The sequence below is a fragment of the Methylobacterium sp. SyP6R genome, from assembly GCF_019216885.1.
Lineage (GTDB): Bacteria > Pseudomonadota > Alphaproteobacteria > Rhizobiales > Beijerinckiaceae > Methylobacterium.
Genome location: NZ_JAAQRC020000001.1, coordinates 1 through 15,210, shown reverse-complemented (window position 1 = coordinate 15,210; position 15,210 = coordinate 1). Strand labels below are relative to the sequence as shown.

At 69.9% G+C, this 15,210-nt stretch carries 16 protein-coding genes; 11 read left to right on the top strand and 5 right to left on the bottom strand.

Annotation, left to right across the window (positions count from 1 at the left end):
* Positions 1–136 precede the first annotated feature (136 nt).
* Positions 137–862, top strand: a complete 726-nt coding sequence (locus HBB12_RS00080; RefSeq protein WP_236987474.1) for a transporter substrate-binding domain-containing protein — start codon at positions 137–139, stop codon at positions 860–862.
* 104 nt (positions 863–966) lie between these two features.
* Here HBB12_RS00080 and HBB12_RS00075 read toward each other — a convergent pair whose 3' ends face one another.
* On the bottom strand, positions 967–1,677 hold the full coding sequence (locus tag HBB12_RS00075) for an alanyl-tRNA editing protein (RefSeq protein WP_236987473.1): 711 nt from the start codon (positions 1,675–1,677) through the stop codon (positions 967–969).
* 142 nt (positions 1,678–1,819) lie between these two features.
* On the opposite strand from HBB12_RS00075, the gene HBB12_RS00070 reads away from it, so the two are divergent.
* The 8 genes from HBB12_RS00070 to HBB12_RS00035 all read left to right on the top strand — a co-directional run bounded on the left by HBB12_RS00070 (position 1,820) and on the right by HBB12_RS00035 (position 8,316).
* Positions 1,820–2,299, top strand: a complete 480-nt coding sequence (locus HBB12_RS00070) for a response regulator (protein ID WP_203157164.1) — start codon at positions 1,820–1,822, stop codon at positions 2,297–2,299.
* Positions 2,300–2,445: 146 nt separating this feature from the next.
* Entirely contained in the window at positions 2,446–3,426 is a 981-nt protein-coding gene (locus HBB12_RS00065; RefSeq protein WP_236987472.1) for an ABC transporter substrate-binding protein, read from the top strand.
* A 49-nt stretch (positions 3,427–3,475) separates the two neighbouring features.
* Entirely contained in the window at positions 3,476–4,258 is a 783-nt protein-coding gene (locus tag HBB12_RS00060) for an ABC transporter permease (RefSeq protein ID WP_442919333.1), read from the top strand.
* Positions 4,259–4,262: 4 nt separating this feature from the next.
* Positions 4,263–5,111 carry an ABC transporter ATP-binding protein gene (locus HBB12_RS00055; RefSeq protein ID WP_236987470.1) on the top strand — a complete coding sequence of 283 codons (849 nt, stop codon included), beginning with the start codon at positions 4,263–4,265 and terminating at the stop codon, positions 5,109–5,111.
* Positions 5,112–5,262: 151 nt separating this feature from the next.
* Positions 5,263–6,372, top strand: coding sequence for a Ppx/GppA phosphatase family protein (locus HBB12_RS00050; protein ID WP_236987469.1), 1,110 nt, complete (start codon positions 5,263–5,265; stop codon positions 6,370–6,372).
* A gap of 127 nt (positions 6,373–6,499) precedes the next feature.
* Entirely contained in the window at positions 6,500–7,270 is a 771-nt protein-coding gene (locus tag HBB12_RS00045) for an RlmE family RNA methyltransferase (RefSeq protein WP_236987468.1), read from the top strand.
* Positions 7,267–7,569: a hypothetical protein gene (locus tag HBB12_RS00040; protein ID WP_236987467.1), complete on the top strand. Its 303-nt coding sequence runs from the start codon at positions 7,267–7,269 to the stop codon at positions 7,567–7,569. The genes HBB12_RS00045 and HBB12_RS00040 overlap by 4 nt, the downstream gene beginning before the upstream one ends.
* Positions 7,570–7,830: 261 nt before the next feature.
* The gene (locus tag HBB12_RS00035; RefSeq protein WP_236987466.1) at positions 7,831–8,316 is read left to right on the top strand and encodes a VOC family protein; all 486 of its coding nucleotides are present in this window, start codon (positions 7,831–7,833) and stop codon (positions 8,314–8,316) included.
* 194 nt (positions 8,317–8,510) lie between these two features.
* Here the strand turns inward: HBB12_RS00035 and recQ are convergent, their stop codons facing one another.
* A complete protein-coding gene (gene recQ, locus HBB12_RS00030; protein ID WP_236987465.1) occupies positions 8,511–10,358 on the bottom strand; it encodes a DNA helicase RecQ in 1,848 nt (615 codons plus the stop codon).
* A 99-nt stretch (positions 10,359–10,457) separates the two neighbouring features.
* Here recQ and HBB12_RS00025 point away from each other — a divergent pair, with 99 nt between their 5' ends.
* Positions 10,458–10,715 carry a transcription factor gene (locus tag HBB12_RS00025; RefSeq protein ID WP_236987464.1) on the top strand — a complete coding sequence of 86 codons (258 nt, stop codon included), beginning with the start codon at positions 10,458–10,460 and terminating at the stop codon, positions 10,713–10,715.
* A 30-nt stretch (positions 10,716–10,745) separates the two neighbouring features.
* Here HBB12_RS00025 and recF read toward each other — a convergent pair whose 3' ends face one another.
* A complete protein-coding gene (gene recF, locus HBB12_RS00020; RefSeq protein WP_236987463.1) occupies positions 10,746–11,891 on the bottom strand; it encodes a DNA replication/repair protein RecF in 1,146 nt (381 codons plus the stop codon).
* A gap of 37 nt (positions 11,892–11,928) precedes the next feature.
* Between recF and HBB12_RS00015 the strand changes: the two genes are divergently transcribed.
* Positions 11,929–12,126 (top strand): hypothetical protein, encoded by a 198-nt coding sequence (locus HBB12_RS00015; RefSeq protein ID WP_236987462.1) that lies wholly within the window; start codon positions 11,929–11,931, stop codon positions 12,124–12,126.
* 282 nt (positions 12,127–12,408) lie between these two features.
* On the opposite strand, the gene dnaN is transcribed toward HBB12_RS00015, so the two are convergent.
* A complete protein-coding gene (gene dnaN / locus HBB12_RS00010) occupies positions 12,409–13,530 on the bottom strand; it encodes a DNA polymerase III subunit beta (RefSeq protein WP_236987461.1) in 1,122 nt (373 codons plus the stop codon).
* A gap of 177 nt (positions 13,531–13,707) precedes the next feature.
* Positions 13,708–15,210, bottom strand: a complete 1,503-nt coding sequence (dnaA, locus tag HBB12_RS00005; protein WP_236987460.1) for a chromosomal replication initiator protein DnaA — start codon at positions 15,208–15,210, stop codon at positions 13,708–13,710.

Genomic DNA, 15,210 nt, shown 5'->3' with positions numbered 1-15,210 from the left:
TCCCGATCGCCCCGGCATGTCCGACCCTCCCGGCGGCCGCCATCCGGTCCAAGGGACGACGGACGGCCGAGGCAGGGGGCGGCCGGGCTGCGCCTGAGCGCGAGGCGCGGTCTCGATGAGGGGGAGACACCAACGAATGAGTGAGTGTGGTCACCACGGCGCACGGGCTCTCGACCCGGCCGCATCCCGGCCCCTGCGCATCGCGATCAACCTCGCCAACACGGCGCTCGTGCGGACCCGGGAGCACGACGGCGAACCGCACGGGATCGCCGTCGACCTCGGCCGCGCCCTCGGCGAGTGGCTCGGTCGGCCGGTCCGCCTCGTGACCTTCCCGTCGGCCGGATCGCTCATGGCGTCCCTCGGCGAGGAGGGGTGGGACGTCGCGTTCATCGCCGTCGATCCGGCCCGCGCCGAGCGCGTGACGTACAGCCGCTCCTACATGACAATCGAGGGCGTCTTCGCCGTTCGGGAGACGAGTTCACTGCGAAGTGGGGACGAGGTCGACCGGCCGCGGGTGCGGGTCGCGTCGGCGGCCGGGGCCGCCTATCACGGCCATCTGCTCCGGTCCCTCCGGCAGGCCGAGCTGGTGGCGATGCCGACGCCGAACGAGGCTCTGCGTCGTCTCCGCGAGGGCGGGTGCGAGGTTGCGGCAGGCGTGAGGCAGGCCGTCGAGGCGTTCGCGGCCGAAGGGGGCGACCTCCGTGTCCTGCCGGGCCGGTTCATGGCGATCGAACAGGCGATCGCCGTGCCGCGGCACTCGGCGCTCGGAGTGGACCTGCTGGACGCATTTCTCGCTCACGCGACGACGAAGGGACTGATCAAAGTCGCGTCGACTGCCGGCGACCGCGTCGACACGAAGTAGCGCGGTCGTGAAGCGCTCCAGGCCCGGCGAGCCGACGGCATGACCGCGACTGGCAGGTCCGCTTCTCCTACAGAGCGGATCTGCCAGTCGAATCGATCCCAGGTTCAAGCCAGCGACAGCCGCACGCGCCGGTTCTGCTTGCCCTTCTTCTCGATCGCCGTGACGGTGGCTTTGCCGATCTCGCCCGTGCGGCTCACATGGGTGCCGCCGCAGGGCTGGAGGTCGAGGCCCTCGATCGCCACCAGCCGCACCCGGCCGCTGCCGATCGGCGGCTTCACCGACATCGTCTTGACGAGGCCGGGATTGGCCAGGAGCTCCTCGTCGCTGATCCAGCGCGTCGTCACGGCGGCATCCTGCGCGATCATCTCCGTTAAGCGCGCCGTCACCGCCTCCTTGTCGAGGCCGGCATCCGGGATGTCGAAATCGAGCCGGCCCTCGCCGTCGCCGATCGAGCCGCCGGTGACCGGGTAGGGGAGGGCGACCGAGAGCAGGTGGAGGGCGGTGTGCACCCGCATGCGGGCGTGGCGCAACGGCCAGTCGAGGACGAGGCGGACAGGCTCACCGGGGGCCGGCAGAGCGGTGCCCGGCGCGACGCGGTGCAGGATCGTGCGCTTGTCGGGACCGTAGACGGTGTCGAGAACGGCGATCTCGCTGCCGTCCTCCCGCACCATCCGGCCGCGGTCGCCGGGCTGGCCGCCGCCCTGCGCGTAGAACACGGTCCGGTCGAGGACGAGGCCGGCCTCGTCCGCCGCCACGATCCGGCCTTCCGCCTCGCGGAGATACGCATCGTCGCGGAAGAGGAGTTCGGTGGACATGCGTGCGCTCCGGTCTTGCGGGACCGCGACACTGCCCCGGCGCCGCGTCGCCGTCGAGGGAGAGTTGACGTTAACCATCTCGGTTAGCGAAACCGCAGGGTTGATCGTGCTTAACCTCTGGTCAGTCGAGACCGAGCCCGCGATGATCGCCACCCCGACCTTCCCGGACCTGTCGGCCCTCGTGGTCGACGAGAGCCTGTATATCCGCCGCATCGTGCGCGACATGCTGATGCGCGTCGGCATCAAGCGCCTGCTCGAGGCGCCGGACGGCGCGGAGGCGCTGGGCGTGCTCGCCGAGAGCAAGCCCGATCTCGTCGTGCTCGACTGGGACCTGGCGATCCTGTCCGGCGAGGAGTTCATTCGCCTCGCCCGCACGCCCGCGACCTCGCCGGCCCCGACCGTGCCGATCATCCTGATGCTGGCCCAGCCGCGCCGCAACGTGGTCGACCGGGCGATCAATCTCGGGGTCAACGAGATCATCGCCAAGCCGTTCTCGCCCAAGACCCTGTGGTCGCGCCTCGACGAGGTGATCAACCGGCCGCGGCCGTTCTCGCAGGTCAAGAGCCTGCTGCGACCCCAGCCGCGGCTGCCCGCCGCGGCGGTGGTCAAGGGCATGCTCTGACGCTGTCGAGCACGCGCGGCGATTTAATCCGCGAGTCTAAAGTCTTATCCCTGGCGCCGTAATCCGGCTTTCGGCCGGCTCGACCTTTGTCCAGTATCCGGCACCAAACCGGGCGCCCTGCCGTCCGGACGGACAGGGAGAGACCCATGCTCACGCGCCTCGCCGCCATCGCCGCCGTCTGGGCGGCCGTCGCCGGCCCGGCCGCCGCCCAGGACGTCGTCCGTCTCGGCAACCTGAAATTCGCCCATTACGGCGCGATCTCCTACATGAAGGAGATCGCCGGCAAATATAACCTCAAGATCGACGAGAAGCAGTTCGCCAAGGGCGCCGACATCTATCCGGCGATGGCGGTCGACCAGATCGACATCGCGGCCTCGGGCGCCGACGGCGCGGTGGCGGCGCGCGGCAACGGCGTGAAGCTCCTGGTGGTGGCGGGCTTCGCCAATGGCGGCGTGCGCATCCTCGGCCGGCCCGATCTCGGCGCCAAGACCCTCGCCGACGTGAAGGGCAAGAAGGTCGCGGTGGTGCGCGGCGGCACCCAGGACCTGATGCTGCTGGCCGAGCTGGAGAAGAACGGCCTGACCTGGTCGGAGCGGCCGGGCAAGGACGTGCAGCTCGTCTACTTCAACAATTACGCCGACCTGAACCAGGCGCTGGCGCAGAAATACGTCGACGTGATCTGCCAGAGCGAGCCGCAATCGACGCAGGCGATCTCGAACGGCTGGGGCTACGAGATCGTCAAGCCCTACGACACCCCGGTCGGCGTGCCCTACCGCCCGCTGGTCATGACCGAGAAGATGTACACCGAGAAGCCCGAGGTCGCCGCCCGGGTGCTCAAGCTGTTCGTCGAGGCGACCAAGACCTTCATCGAGAAGCCGGACCTCGCAGAAAAATACGTCCGCGACACGGTCTTCAAGGGCCAGCTCAGCAGCAAGGATTTCCGCGATTCGATGGAGAATGCGGACTACACCTACGACATGCCGGCCGGTCACATGCAGGTCACGGCCGACCTGATGCACAAATACGGCCTCGGCAAGATGGTGAACCCGCCCAAGGGCGACGCCGAATGGGTCAAGCTCGACCTGCTCGAGAAGGCGAAGGCCGAACTCGGCGCCAAGACCAACTGAGCCGGTCCGGAGACCTTTCGTGAACCGCCTCTCCGCCTTCCGCGGCGCCCTGCTGCCGGTCGGGCTGCTGATCCTCTGGGAGATCGCCAGCCGGGCCGGCCTGTTCTCCGCCGTGGTGCTGCCGCCGCCGAGCGCGGTGGCCTCGCGCTGGTTTTCCAGCCTCGTCCCGGCCCTGCCCTACGATCCCGCCAGCCAGAGCTACGCCGCCTGGCTGGTCTCCGGCGAGCTGCCGCACGACGCGGTGGCGAGCCTGGGCCGGGTGATCGCGGGCTTTGCCATCGGTGTCGGCCTCGCCCTGCCGGTCGGCCTGCTGATGGGCACGAGCGACCGTCTCTACGGCCTCGTCAATCCGCTGCTCCAGATCCTGCGGCCGATCCCGCCGATCGCCTATATCCCGCTCGCCATCGTGTGGTTCGGCCTCGGCAACCCGCCGGCCCTGTTCCTGATCGCGCTCGGCACCTTCTTCCCGGTCCTCGTCAACACGGTGGCGGGGGTGAGGCAGGTCGATTCGATCTATATCCGCGCCGCGCGCAACCTGGGCGCCAATTCCTGGACGATGTTCCGGCGGGTGATCCTGCCGGCGGCGAGTCCCTTCGTGCTCGCCGGCATGCGCATCGGCATCGGCACCGCCTTCATCGTGGTGATCGTCGCCGAGATGATCGCGGTCTCGGACGGACTCGGCTACCGGATCCTGGAAGCGCGCGAATACATGTGGTCGGACAAGATCATCGGCGGCATGCTGACGATCGGCCTCCTCGGCCTCGTCATCGACGGCGCGATGTCGCGCCTCAACGACCACCTGCTGCGCTGGCATCGCGGCCTGGAGCGCTGACACCATGACCGCGACCGCAACGCTCCGCACGTCGGAGCCCGCCGCCCGGCCCGGCCCGGGGGCCGCCGAGATCACGATCGCGCACGCCTCGAAGGTGTTCGGCACCGGCGAGGGCGCCGTGGTGGCCCTCGAGGACGTCACCGCGGCGATCCCGAGCGGCCAGTTCGTCTGCCTGCTCGGCCCCTCGGGCTGCGGCAAGTCCACCCTGCTCAACGCCATCGCGGGATTCTCGCCGCTCACCGCGGGCGAGATCCGCATGAACGGGCGTCCGGTGGTCGATCCGGGGCCCGAACGGGGCATGGTCTTCCAGGAATATGCCCTGTTTCCCTGGATGAGCGTAGAGCAGAACATCCGCTTCGGCCTCGACATCAAGGGCGTGGCGCGCGGGCAGGCCGACACGGTCGTCGCCGGCATCGCCCGGAAGCTCGGCCTGTCCGACTTCCTCGGGCGCTTTCCGAAGGATTTGTCGGGCGGCATGCGCCAGCGCGTCGCCATCGCCCGCATCCTGGCCCTCGACCCGCCGGTGATGCTGATGGACGAGCCCTTCGGCGCCCTCGACGCGCTGACCCGGCGCACCCTCCAGGACGAGCTGCTGCGGATCTGGGCCGAGTACCGCAAGACCATCGTGTTCGTGACCCACTCGATCGAGGAGGCGATCTACCTCGCCGACCGCATCGTCGTGCTCACCTACCGCCCGGGCCGGATGAAGCGCGACCTGATCGTGCCGCTGCCCCGCCCGCGCGACACCGCCTCGTCCGAGTTCAACGCGCTCAAGCGCGAGCTCGCCGGGCTGGTGATGGAGGAGCAGCAGCGCTTCACCCAGGCCGAGCTGAAGGGCACGGCGGTCGATTGATCGTCGAAGGCTTCCGATCGTCCCGGTGAGTCTGCGGGTGGCGCGGCACGATCGCGGCTTTGCGTTCCGCCCGGAGCCACGTAAGCTTCCCGTCATGTGATGGGCTCGTCGCCCCGCGAGGGTGCGACCATGAAGGATATCGGCATCGCCGATGAGGGATGAGACGGTCGTCTCCGTGCCGGCGCGCGCCGCGGAGTACGCCGAGACAGCGCGCGCGACCGCGCCTCCGCCACGCGTGGCGGAGGATCATGACCCACGCCGGAGCGAGCGGCGCGCCTACGCGGCGCTCGATCTCGGCACCAACAATTGCCGGCTGCTGATCGCCGAGCCGGCGCCCTACGGGTTCCGGGTGATCGACGCCTTCTCGCGCATCGTGCGCCTCGGCGAAGGCTTGGGCAGCACCGACCGCCTGAGCGACGACGCCATCGACCGCACCGTCGACGCGCTGGCGGTGTGCCTCGGCAAGATGCGCTCCCGCGGGGTGGTGCGGTCGAAGTCGATCGCCACCGCGGCCTGCCGGCTCGCGGTGAACGGCCAGGCCTTCGTCGAGCGCGTCCACCGCGAGGTCGGCCTCGACCTCGAAGTGGTGGACCGGCGCACGGAAGCCTACCTCGCCGTCACCGGCTGCGCGGCGCTCGCCGACCGGAACGCCGAATCGGTGGTGATCTTCGATATCGGCGGCGGCTCGACCGAGATCGTCTGGCTCGACGGCTCCGCCGCCCTCGCCCGCAGCGCCGACCCGACCTTGCGCATCCGCGCCTGGGATTCGCTCCCCGTCGGCGTGGTCACCCTGGCCGAGCGCTATGGCGGGGCCGACGTGACCCGCCCGGTCTTCGAGGGCATGGTCGAGGAGGTCGCCGACCGCCTGACCAAGTTCGCGCTGATCGCTGGCGCCGCGGCGCATGCGCCGAACTTCCACCTGCTCGGCACCTCCGGCACGGTGACGACGCTCGCCGCCACCCACCTGCGCCTGCCGCGCTACGACCGGCGGCGGATCGACGGCCTGTGGATGCGCGACCGCGAGGTCACCGACGCCATCGACGGCCTGCTCTCGACCCGGCTGTCGGACCGGGCGCAGAACCCGTGCATCGGCCGCGACCGGGCCGACCTGGTGCTCGCCGGCTGCGCCATCCTGGAGGCGATCCGCCGCGCCTTCCCGTCCGAGCGCCTGCGCATCGCCGATCGCGGCCTGCGCGAGGGCCTGTTGATGAACATGATGCGCGAGGACGGCGTCTGGCGCCGGGGCGTGCGGCCGGGCTGACGACCGCTCCGGGCTTGCGCAGGCTTGCTTTCAAGAAGCAGGGCTTGCAAGAAGCGGGCTTGCGCCCGCAAGCCCGGGGCGTCATTGACCTTGAACGATTTTTTTCGATCATCGAAGGTCACGGGATATGAGCGATCGTCGCGGCGGCGGCCTCCGGGGCGACCTGAAGCAGCGGGTCAAGACCGGGCGCGGGCGCACGGTCTCCTCCAAGATCTGGCTCGAACGCCAGCTCAACGACCCCTACGTGGCCCGCGCTCGGCGCGAGGGCTACCGCTCGCGGGCGGCCTTCAAGCTCTCGGAGATCGACGACCGGTTCCGGCTGCTCCGGCCGGGCCAGCGGGTGGTCGATCTCGGAGCCGCGCCCGGCGGCTGGTCGCAGATCGCCGCCGCCAAGGTCGGCAGCCATCCGGGCGCGCCGATTCCGCGGGGCCGGGTGGTCGGCATCGACCTTCTCGAGATCGAGCCGATGCCCGGCGTCGATTTCGTCACCCTCGACTTCCTCGATCCGACCGCGCCGGGGCTGCTCACCGAGATGCTGGGGGGACCTGCCGACGTGGTGATGTCCGACATGGCCGCCAACGCCACCGGCCACAAGAAGACCGACCACCTGCGCATCATGGGGCTCGCCGAGACGGCGCTCGCGTTTGCCCGCGAGATTCTGGCGCCGGGCGGCACCTACCTCGCCAAGGTCTTGCAGGGCGGCACCGAGGGCGGCCTGCTCACCGACCTGAAGCGGGATTTTTCGAGCGTGCGCCACGTCAAGCCGGCGGCGAGCCGGGCCGATTCGAGCGAGCTCTACGTGCTGGCGACCGGCTATCGCGGCGCCGAGGCGACCGACGGGCCGTATCGCGAGACCGACGACGGCGACGAGGAGGACGAGGCGGGCTGGCGGCCGTGACTCCGGCGGCGGCGATCGATTGCGCCCGGGTGCTCCTCCTGGCGGAAGGCTTTCTGGAGATCGGGCAGGGGACGCGGGGCGAGAGTTTCTACTTCGGTTTGCCTGGGGCGGAGGGGCAGTTGCGGGTGGCCAACCATGCCCGCACGCCGAAGCAGCGGCTCAAACATCCGGAGGTGGTGGCGAGCCTGGTGGTGACGGGTCCGTTGTCGGAGGTGGCGTTGCGGGAGCGCCTGGGCGCGACCTTGCGGGATTTTCGGGCGCGGCAGGGGCGGCCAGCGATGGCGATCGGGCTGCCCTGACGCCTGTGAGGCGAATGCGGTTTTTCTCTCGTTGAGGCGAGAACCTGCGATTCTGCTCCGGTCGGCTCGGTCACGTGAGCGGCGGATTGTACCGTATGCCCATTTCCCACTCATGCTCGGACGTACGCAAAACAGGTGTTTTCCGACATCTAAGATGGCCAGTCGGGCATGTTGGCTACTACCTGACGCTGACGAGCGCTTCATGGGAGTGCTGGCGACCTATTGCAGACGAGCGGCCCCTTTGCTGGTAGAAAATCCCGCATGTCGGAACACACGAGCATCCATGTGCAGCGCGCCGATCATGTCGGCTTCGCGGTCGGCTCCCTCGACGAGGCACTTCGGTTCTGGATCGATGGGCTCGGCGCACGCCTCGTGCGGACAGGCGAGATGGGGGGCGAGTTCCTCGGTAAGGTCACCGGAGCGCATGGGGCGACAGTGCGCCTAGCGATCGTTTCGCTGGCAGATCAGACGATCGAACTCCTGGAGTATCAGGGTCCAGACCGACCAAGCGCACCAGCCAAGCCGTTCGACCCAGGCTTCGCGCATCTGGCCCTCGTGGTCGATGACATCGACGCGCTCCTCGTGCGGATCGCCGCCTACGGCTGGAAGGCTCAAAGCACGCCGCAGCCGATCGTGAGCGGTGCGCGGGCTGGAACGCGGGTGATCTACGCCGTTGGCCCTGACGGCGCGACGATCGAGTTCATGCAGCCGCCAGCACCGCCCAGGATCATCGATCCCGCCGGGTGAGGGTCTGCTTTCCACTCCGTGCGGTTATTCCAGTTGTCAGGCTCGGCTGCACGGCAAACATGTGTTCGCCAACAGGAGGAGCCGCCAACCACGAAGCGCATCGACCTCCGCCGTAGAGGATATCCGACAAACCCTGTCGGATTGATCGAGTATGCGGAAACGCGGCGTGAGCGACTTTCCGCGGAAAGCCCCACTCATCCCGCCCGCTTCGCCGCATCCGCCAGAAACTCCGCCACCGCCTCGACGAAAGGCTGCCCATAGGCATCGCGTTTGCGCTCGCCCACCCCGTGGACCGAGCGCAGGGCCCAGAGGTCGACGGGCTTGGCGCGGGCCATCTCGATCAGGGTGCGATCGGGGAAGATCATGTAGGCGGCCACGCCCTCCTGGCGGGCCAGCGTCGCGCGCAGGCCCCGCAGGTGCTGGAACAGCGCCTCGTCGGCCTCCGACAGGCCCAGCGAGTCGTCGCGGTCGGTGGCGCCGCGGCGGCGCTCCTTCGGGGCCTTCGGTTCGGGATCGGGGCGCAACTGCACCGGCTCGCGGCCGAACAGGATCGCCTCGCCCTTGTCGGTGAGGGACAGGCCGCCATAGCCGTCGCCGTTCTCCGCCACCGCGCCCGCGGCGAAGAGCTGGCGCAGGATCGCCCGCCAGGCCGCCACCGGCTTGTCGGCGCCGACCCCGAAGGTTTTCAGCTGGACGTGGCCGTTGCGGCGGATCTGCTCGCTCTCCTTGCCGTGGACGAGGTCGCAGATATAGGCCGCGCCGAAGCGCTGGCCGGTGCGGACCACCGCGGAAAGAACCTTCTGCGCCGCCACCGTGCCGTCGATCAGCGAGACGCCGCCGCGGCACAGGTCGCAGCGGCCGCATGGCTGGCTCTCCTCGCCGAAATAGCCGAGCAGCGACTGGCGCCGGCAGGTCGCGCCCTCGCAGAGCGCGATCATCGCCTCGAGCTTGCGGCGCTCGACGCGGCGGCGGTCGTCGGGCACCTCCTTCTCGTCGATCTGGCGGCGGCGGAGCGCCATGTCGTCGAGGCCGTAGAGGGTGAGGGTGTCGGCCGGCAGCCCGTCGCGGCCGGCGCGGCCGATCTCCTGGTAGTAGCTCTCGATCGTCGAGGGCATGTCGGCGTGGCAGACATAGCGCACGTCCGGCTTGTTGATGCCCATGCCGAAGGCGATGGTCGCCACCACCACGACGCCGTCCTCCTGGAGGAAGGTGTCCTGGTTGCGCATCCGCACGGTCTGTTCGAGGCCGGCATGGTAGGCCAGCGCGTTGAAGCCGTCCTGCTGCAGGATCTCGGCGATCTGCTCGGTGCGCTTGCGGGACGAGCAATAGATGATGCCGCTCTCGGCCTTGCGCGGACGCAGGAACCGCGAGAGCTGGCGGGTCGGGTGCTCCTTCGGCGCGAAGGTCAGGCGGATGTTCGGCCGGTCGAAGGAGTGGACGAACAGCTCGGGCTTGCGGCCGCGGGGAAACAGCCGCTCCGAGATGTCGGCCCGGGTCGCGGCGTCCGCCGTCGCGGTCAGCGCCACGGTCTGCACGTCGCCGAGCGCCTCGCGGGCCCGCGCCAGGTCGCGGTATTCGGGCCGGAAGTCGTGGCCCCATTGCGAGACGCAATGGGCCTCGTCGACGGCGAGCCGCCGGACGCCGGCCCCCTGCAACGCCTCGATCAACCCCTCCATCAGCAGCCGCTCGGGCGAGACGAAGAGCAGGCGCAAGGAGCCCTGACGGATGCCGCGCCAGGTCTCGCGGGCGCTCGATTCCGACACCGTCGAGTTGAGGGTGCCGGCCGCGATGCCGAAGGCCTCCATCTGCTTCACCTGGTCGTGCATCAGCGCGATCAGGGGCGAGACGACGACGGTCAGCGACTCCTCCACCAGGGCGGGCAGCTGGTAGGTCATCGACTTGCCCGAGCCCGTCGGCATCACCGCGAAGACGTCGCGCCCATCGAGCACGGCGCCGATCACCTCGGCCTGGCCGGGACGGAAATCCTCGTAGCCGAAGGTTTTGCGAAGGGCGGCGCGGGCCTCGTCGAGGCGGTCAGTCATGGGGGTTCTACGGGCTCGTTGCGGGCGGGCGGCACCGGGGCGGCTTGTAGACGCCCCCTCGCCGACGATAGGTATTCATCGCCGATGCGGGACGCCACCATGACGCACGATCATCGCAATGAGGATAGGGACCGGCCCGTTCAGACGCTGGCATCGACGGCGGGACCCGGCAAGGTCGAAGCTGGGAAAAAGACCGAGGAGTTTGGTATGGCCTCGGCGGATGAATCGCAACGGCGCGAACAGTCGCTCGCCGAGTTCTGGGCGCGCATCAAACCGATCCAGGATTATATCGCGTCGTTTCCGCGCACCGGCCTGAAGGCCGATAAGGCGTTCTACGACGAGTTGAGCGGCGATTGAGCTTGGAGTTGTGCGACGCTCTGAGGCCGTTCAGGCGCGCACGCTCCCCTCCGCCACCTGCACCATATCCGCCCGTCCGCCCAGCTCCCCGAACAGCACCGGATCGGCCCCGGTCATCCAGACCTGGCCCGGCAGGGTTGCGAGCGCGTCGAACAGGCCGGCGCGGCGGCGGGGATCGAGATGGGCGGCGACCTCGTCGAGGAGCACCAGGGGGCTGAGGCCGCTCATCCCGGTGACGAGGCGGGCATGGGCCAGCACCAGGCCGATCAGCAAGGCCTTCTGCTCGCCGGTCGAGGCGGTGGCGGCGGGCACGTCCTTGGGGCCGTGGCGGACCACGAGGTCGGAGGCCTGGGGGCCGGCGAGCGTCCGGCCGGCGGCGCGGTCGCGAAACCGGTTCTGGCGCAAGGTCGCACGGTAGCGGTCCTCGGCATCGACCGCCGGCCAGACCGCCACGAGGTCGTCGATGTCGCCCTCGAGCCGCACCCCGGCCCAGGGGAAGGGCGAGGCCTCGTCGCGGGTCGACAGGATCAGGCTGTCGAGGCGTTCCACCGTCTCGCGGCGGGCGAGCGCCACCGCGACGGCGAGTTCCGCCACCTCGCGTTCGATCGCGTCGAGCCAAGGGCCATCGTCGGGCCGCTCCTCCAGCAGGCGGTTGCGCGAGCGGAGCGCCCGCTCCATCGCGCTGACCCGGGCGCCGTGGCCGGCATCGACCGCCAGCACCAGCCGGTCGAGGAAGCGGCGCCGGTCGCCGGCGGGCCCGCGGAACAACGCGTCGAGATCGGGCGTGAGCCAGACCACCCGCACCTGCTCGGCGAAGGCCGTGGGGGAGGGCGCGGTGGCGCCGTCGATGCGGCACAGCCGGCCGCCGCGCTCGTCGCGGCTGCGCGGCGGCTCCCAGGCGGTGCCGATGCGGTGGTCGCCGTTGGGGCCTTCGAGGGTCAGCGACACCGCGAAGCCGCCGGCTCCGCCCTCCCGCGCCATCCCGGAAAAGTCCGCCCGGCGCAGGCCCCGTCCGGGGGCGAACAGCGACAGGGCCTCCAGGATGTTGGTCTTGCCGGCCCCGTTCTCCCCCACCAGCGCGACGAAGTGGCGACCGACCGCGAGGTCGAGATCGGCGTGGTTGCGGAAGTCGCGGGCGATCAGACGGGTGACGCGCAAGGGATCGGGCTCGGTCATCCCCGGGCCATATCACAGGTCGTCGGGAGGGCCGGCGATGTCGCGGGTGTTACGCACCGCGATGCGGCGTCTCGTAGCGGGCGCCGAGTTCCGCGAAAACGGTTTCGGCCGGTTGGTACCCGCCACCCTCGACGCCTTCGCGCCAGAGGCGGCGCAGGCGCTGGGTGTGTCCGGTGTCACTGCCGGCCAAGCCGGACGGAGCGGCATCGCCATCGCGGCCGGCCGGGAGCGATGACGCGGGCGTTACGGAAGTCGACTTCGGATGGCCTGGGTCGGTCATTTCACTCTCCTCGTCATTCCGGGGCCGCGAAGCGGAGCCCGGAATCCAGAAACTCAGGTGGAGAAGAGCGAAGCGGCATGCTTTCCGCTTCTTCCTGAGCCATCAGCGGCTCTGGATCCCGGGCTCTCGCCTTTGGCGAGCCCCGGGATGACGCGGAGGGTTGTCAATGTGGTCTTCGATTCTCAGGCCGAAGACTTCCGGTGATGCGCGCGACTCTCGCCGCGCGCAGTCCCGCCCTCACACCCGCATCGGCATCAGCACGTAGAGCGCAGGCGCGCCCTCGCGGTCCTGGATCACCGTCGGCGAGCCCGGATCGGCGAGGCGGAAGAGCGCGGTATCGCCGTCGAGCTGGGCGGTGATGTCGAGGAGGTAGCGGGCGTTGAAGCCGATATCGAGGGGACCGGACTCGTAGTCGACGTCCAGCTCCTCCGTCGCCGAGCCCGAATCCGGGTTGTTGACCGACAGCGACAGGCGCCCGTCGGTCATCGCGAGCTTCACCGCGCGGCCGCGCTCGGACGAGATGGTCGAGACGCGGTCGACCGCCTTGGCGAACTGGTCGCGCTCGACCGTCAGGCGCTTGTCGTTGCCGGTCGGGATGACGCGGGCGTAGTCCGGGAAGGTGCCGTCGATCAGCTTCGAGATCAGGGTGACGCCGGACGAGAAGCTGAACCGCACCTTGGCGGAAGAGATCTCGACGCCGACGGTCTCGCCGCCATCCTCGACGAGCTTCTGGATCTCGGCCACGGCCTTGCGCGGCACGATGATGCCCGGCATGCCGCCGCTGCCCTCCGGCGCCTCCATCTGGACGCGGGCGAGGCGGTGGCCGTCGGTGGCGACGGCGCGCAGCTTGAGCGAGCCTTCCGCCTCGATGGTGTGGAAGAAGATCCCGTTGAGGTAGTAGCGCGTCTCCTCGGTCGAGATCGCGAACTGGGTCTTGTCGATCAGGCGCTTGAGGTCGGCGGCCGGCAGCTCGAAGGAGTGCGGCAGCTCGCCGGCGGCGAGATCGGGGAAATCGGCCTCCGGCAGGGCGCCGAGGGTGAAGCGCGAGCGGCCCGAGCGGATCAGCATCTGGCCGGTCTCGCCGCTGGTCTCGAGCGAGACCTGGGCGCCGTCGGGCAGCTTCCGGACGATGTCGTAGATGACGTGGGCCGGCACCGTGATGGCGCCGCCATCGACCACGTCGGCGGGGATCGTCTCGGTCACCTCGATGTCGAGGTCGGTGGCTTTCAGCTGGAGGCCGTCCGGCCCCGAGCGCAGCAGCACGTTCGACAGGATCGGGATCGTGTTGCGCCGCTCCACGACGCGGTGCACGTGGCCGAGCGACCGAAGAAGGGCCGCGCGCTCGACGGTGACTTTCATCAGGGTGATCCGTGTCTCGAACGACCGACCGTTCAAGGCCGGCAACCGCACTCGTTGCCCCGTGCACGCACGGGACGGGAACTTTGGCGAAGGCGCTCCCCGAACGCAAGCCGGCGGGGGAGGCTCATCCACGAGCCTCCCCCGCGCGCATCCAGGAGGGTTATCGATTTCGAGGCGTTAGTCCTGAAGCATCCGCTTCAGCAGCTCGACCTCGTCGCAGAGCGCCGTGTCCTCGCCGATCGCCTTCTCGATCTTGCGCACCGCGTGGAGCACCGTGGTGTGGTCGCGCCCGCCGAAGCGCCGGCCGATCTCCGGCAGGGAGCGCAGGGTCAGCACCTTCGAGAGGTACATCGCGATCTGGCGCGGCTTGACCACCGCGGCGGTGCGGCGCTCGGACAGGATGTCGGAGCGCGAGACGTTGTAGCGGCTCGCCACCAGCTTCTGGATGTCCTCGATCTTGACCCGCTTCGGCTCGCGGTTCTTCACGAGGTCGCGGATCGCCGTCTCGGCGGTGTCGAGGGTGACGGGCGCGCCGGTCAGCGTCGCGTGGGCCAAGAGCCGGTTGACCGCGCCTTCGAGGTCGCGACCGTTCGCGGTGATGGCCTTCGCGACGTATTCGGCGACCGCGGGACCGACCTCGAAGGCCGGGTGCGAGGCGCGCACCGCCTCCAGGCGCGATTGCAGGATCGAGGCGCGCAGGGCCTCGTCGAGGGTGCCGATCTCGACCACCAGGCCGCCGGCCAGGCGCGAGCGGACCCGCTCGTCGAGGGCCTCCAGTTCCGTCGGCGGCCGGTCGGCCGCCACCACCACCTGGCGCCCTGCATCGATGAGGGCGTTGAGGGTGTGGCCGAACTCGGCCTGGATCGAGCGGCCCTGGATGAACTGCACGTCGTCGAGGATCAGGACGTCGATCGCCCGCAGCTTTTCCTTGAAGGCCAGCGCGCTCTGGGTCTTCAGGGCATTGACGAAGCCGTACATGAAGCGGTCGGCGGTGAGGTAGATCACCCGACGGCCGGCATTCTTCACCGCGTGGCCGATGCCGTGGAGGAGGTGGGTCTTGCCCAGACCCACGCCGGCATGGAAGTAGAGCGGGTTGTAGAGCGCGGGACCGCCGTCGTGGCGGGCGACCCGCTCGGCGGCGGCGTGCGCGAGCGCGTTCGAGCGGCCGACCACGAAGCTCTCGAAGGTCAGGCGCGCATCGAGCGGAGCGCCGCCGAGATCGCCCTCGGGGGCGGCACCGCGGGCGGCGCGCTCGGGCTCGGGCATCTCGACGACCGGGCTCGGGCTCGCGGCCGGGCGCGGGCTCGGGGCGGGCTTCGTCAGCGCGGCGGCGCCCGGACGGGCCGGCGCCATCGCGCCGCGCACCCCGACCTCCAGGCTCTCGATGCCGTCGGCCTCGCTGCGGAAGGTGGCCAGCACCCGGTCGATGTAGTGCGACTCGATCCAGCTCTTGAGGAACCGGGTCGGGACGGTGAGGCGGGCGACGCCGCCGGTGACGTCCTGCAATTCGAGCCGGGCGAACCAGCTCGCGAACACGTCCTCGCCGAGTTCCGCCCGCAGGCGGCGCTTCACCCGTTGCCAGGCTCCCGCGATCTCGGCGGCTGCGACCTCGCGGCCGTCGTCGCCGTTGCCGCCGCGGCCGGAACCGACCCCTTCCGCCAAGCTGCCGTCCACACGCAT

Coding starts and splice junctions, on each gene's coding strand:
- HBB12_RS00080 (WP_236987474.1), top strand. CDS start 137: ATGAGTGAGTGTGGTCACCACGGCGCACGGGCTCTCGACCCGGCCGCA.
- HBB12_RS00075 (WP_236987473.1), bottom strand. CDS start 1,677: ATGTCCACCGAACTCCTCTTCCGCGACGATGCGTATCTCCGCGAGGCG.
- HBB12_RS00070 (WP_203157164.1), top strand. CDS start 1,820: ATGATCGCCACCCCGACCTTCCCGGACCTGTCGGCCCTCGTGGTCGAC.
- HBB12_RS00065 (WP_236987472.1), top strand. CDS start 2,446: ATGCTCACGCGCCTCGCCGCCATCGCCGCCGTCTGGGCGGCCGTCGCC.
- HBB12_RS00055 (WP_236987470.1), top strand. CDS start 4,263: ATGACCGCGACCGCAACGCTCCGCACGTCGGAGCCCGCCGCCCGGCCC.
- HBB12_RS00050 (WP_236987469.1), top strand. CDS start 5,263: ATGAGGGATGAGACGGTCGTCTCCGTGCCGGCGCGCGCCGCGGAGTAC.
- HBB12_RS00045 (WP_236987468.1), top strand. CDS start 6,500: ATGAGCGATCGTCGCGGCGGCGGCCTCCGGGGCGACCTGAAGCAGCGG.
- HBB12_RS00035 (WP_236987466.1), top strand. CDS start 7,831: ATGTCGGAACACACGAGCATCCATGTGCAGCGCGCCGATCATGTCGGC.
- recQ (WP_236987465.1), bottom strand. CDS start 10,358: ATGACTGACCGCCTCGACGAGGCCCGCGCCGCCCTTCGCAAAACCTTC.
- HBB12_RS00025 (WP_236987464.1), top strand. CDS start 10,458: ATGACGCACGATCATCGCAATGAGGATAGGGACCGGCCCGTTCAGACG.
- recF (WP_236987463.1), bottom strand. CDS start 11,891: ATGACCGAGCCCGATCCCTTGCGCGTCACCCGTCTGATCGCCCGCGAC.
- HBB12_RS00015 (WP_236987462.1), top strand. CDS start 11,929: ATGTCGCGGGTGTTACGCACCGCGATGCGGCGTCTCGTAGCGGGCGCC.
- dnaN (WP_236987461.1), bottom strand. CDS start 13,530: ATGAAAGTCACCGTCGAGCGCGCGGCCCTTCTTCGGTCGCTCGGCCAC.
- dnaA (WP_236987460.1), bottom strand. CDS start 15,210: ATGCGTGTGGACGGCAGCTTGGCGGAAGGGGTCGGTTCCGGCCGCGGC.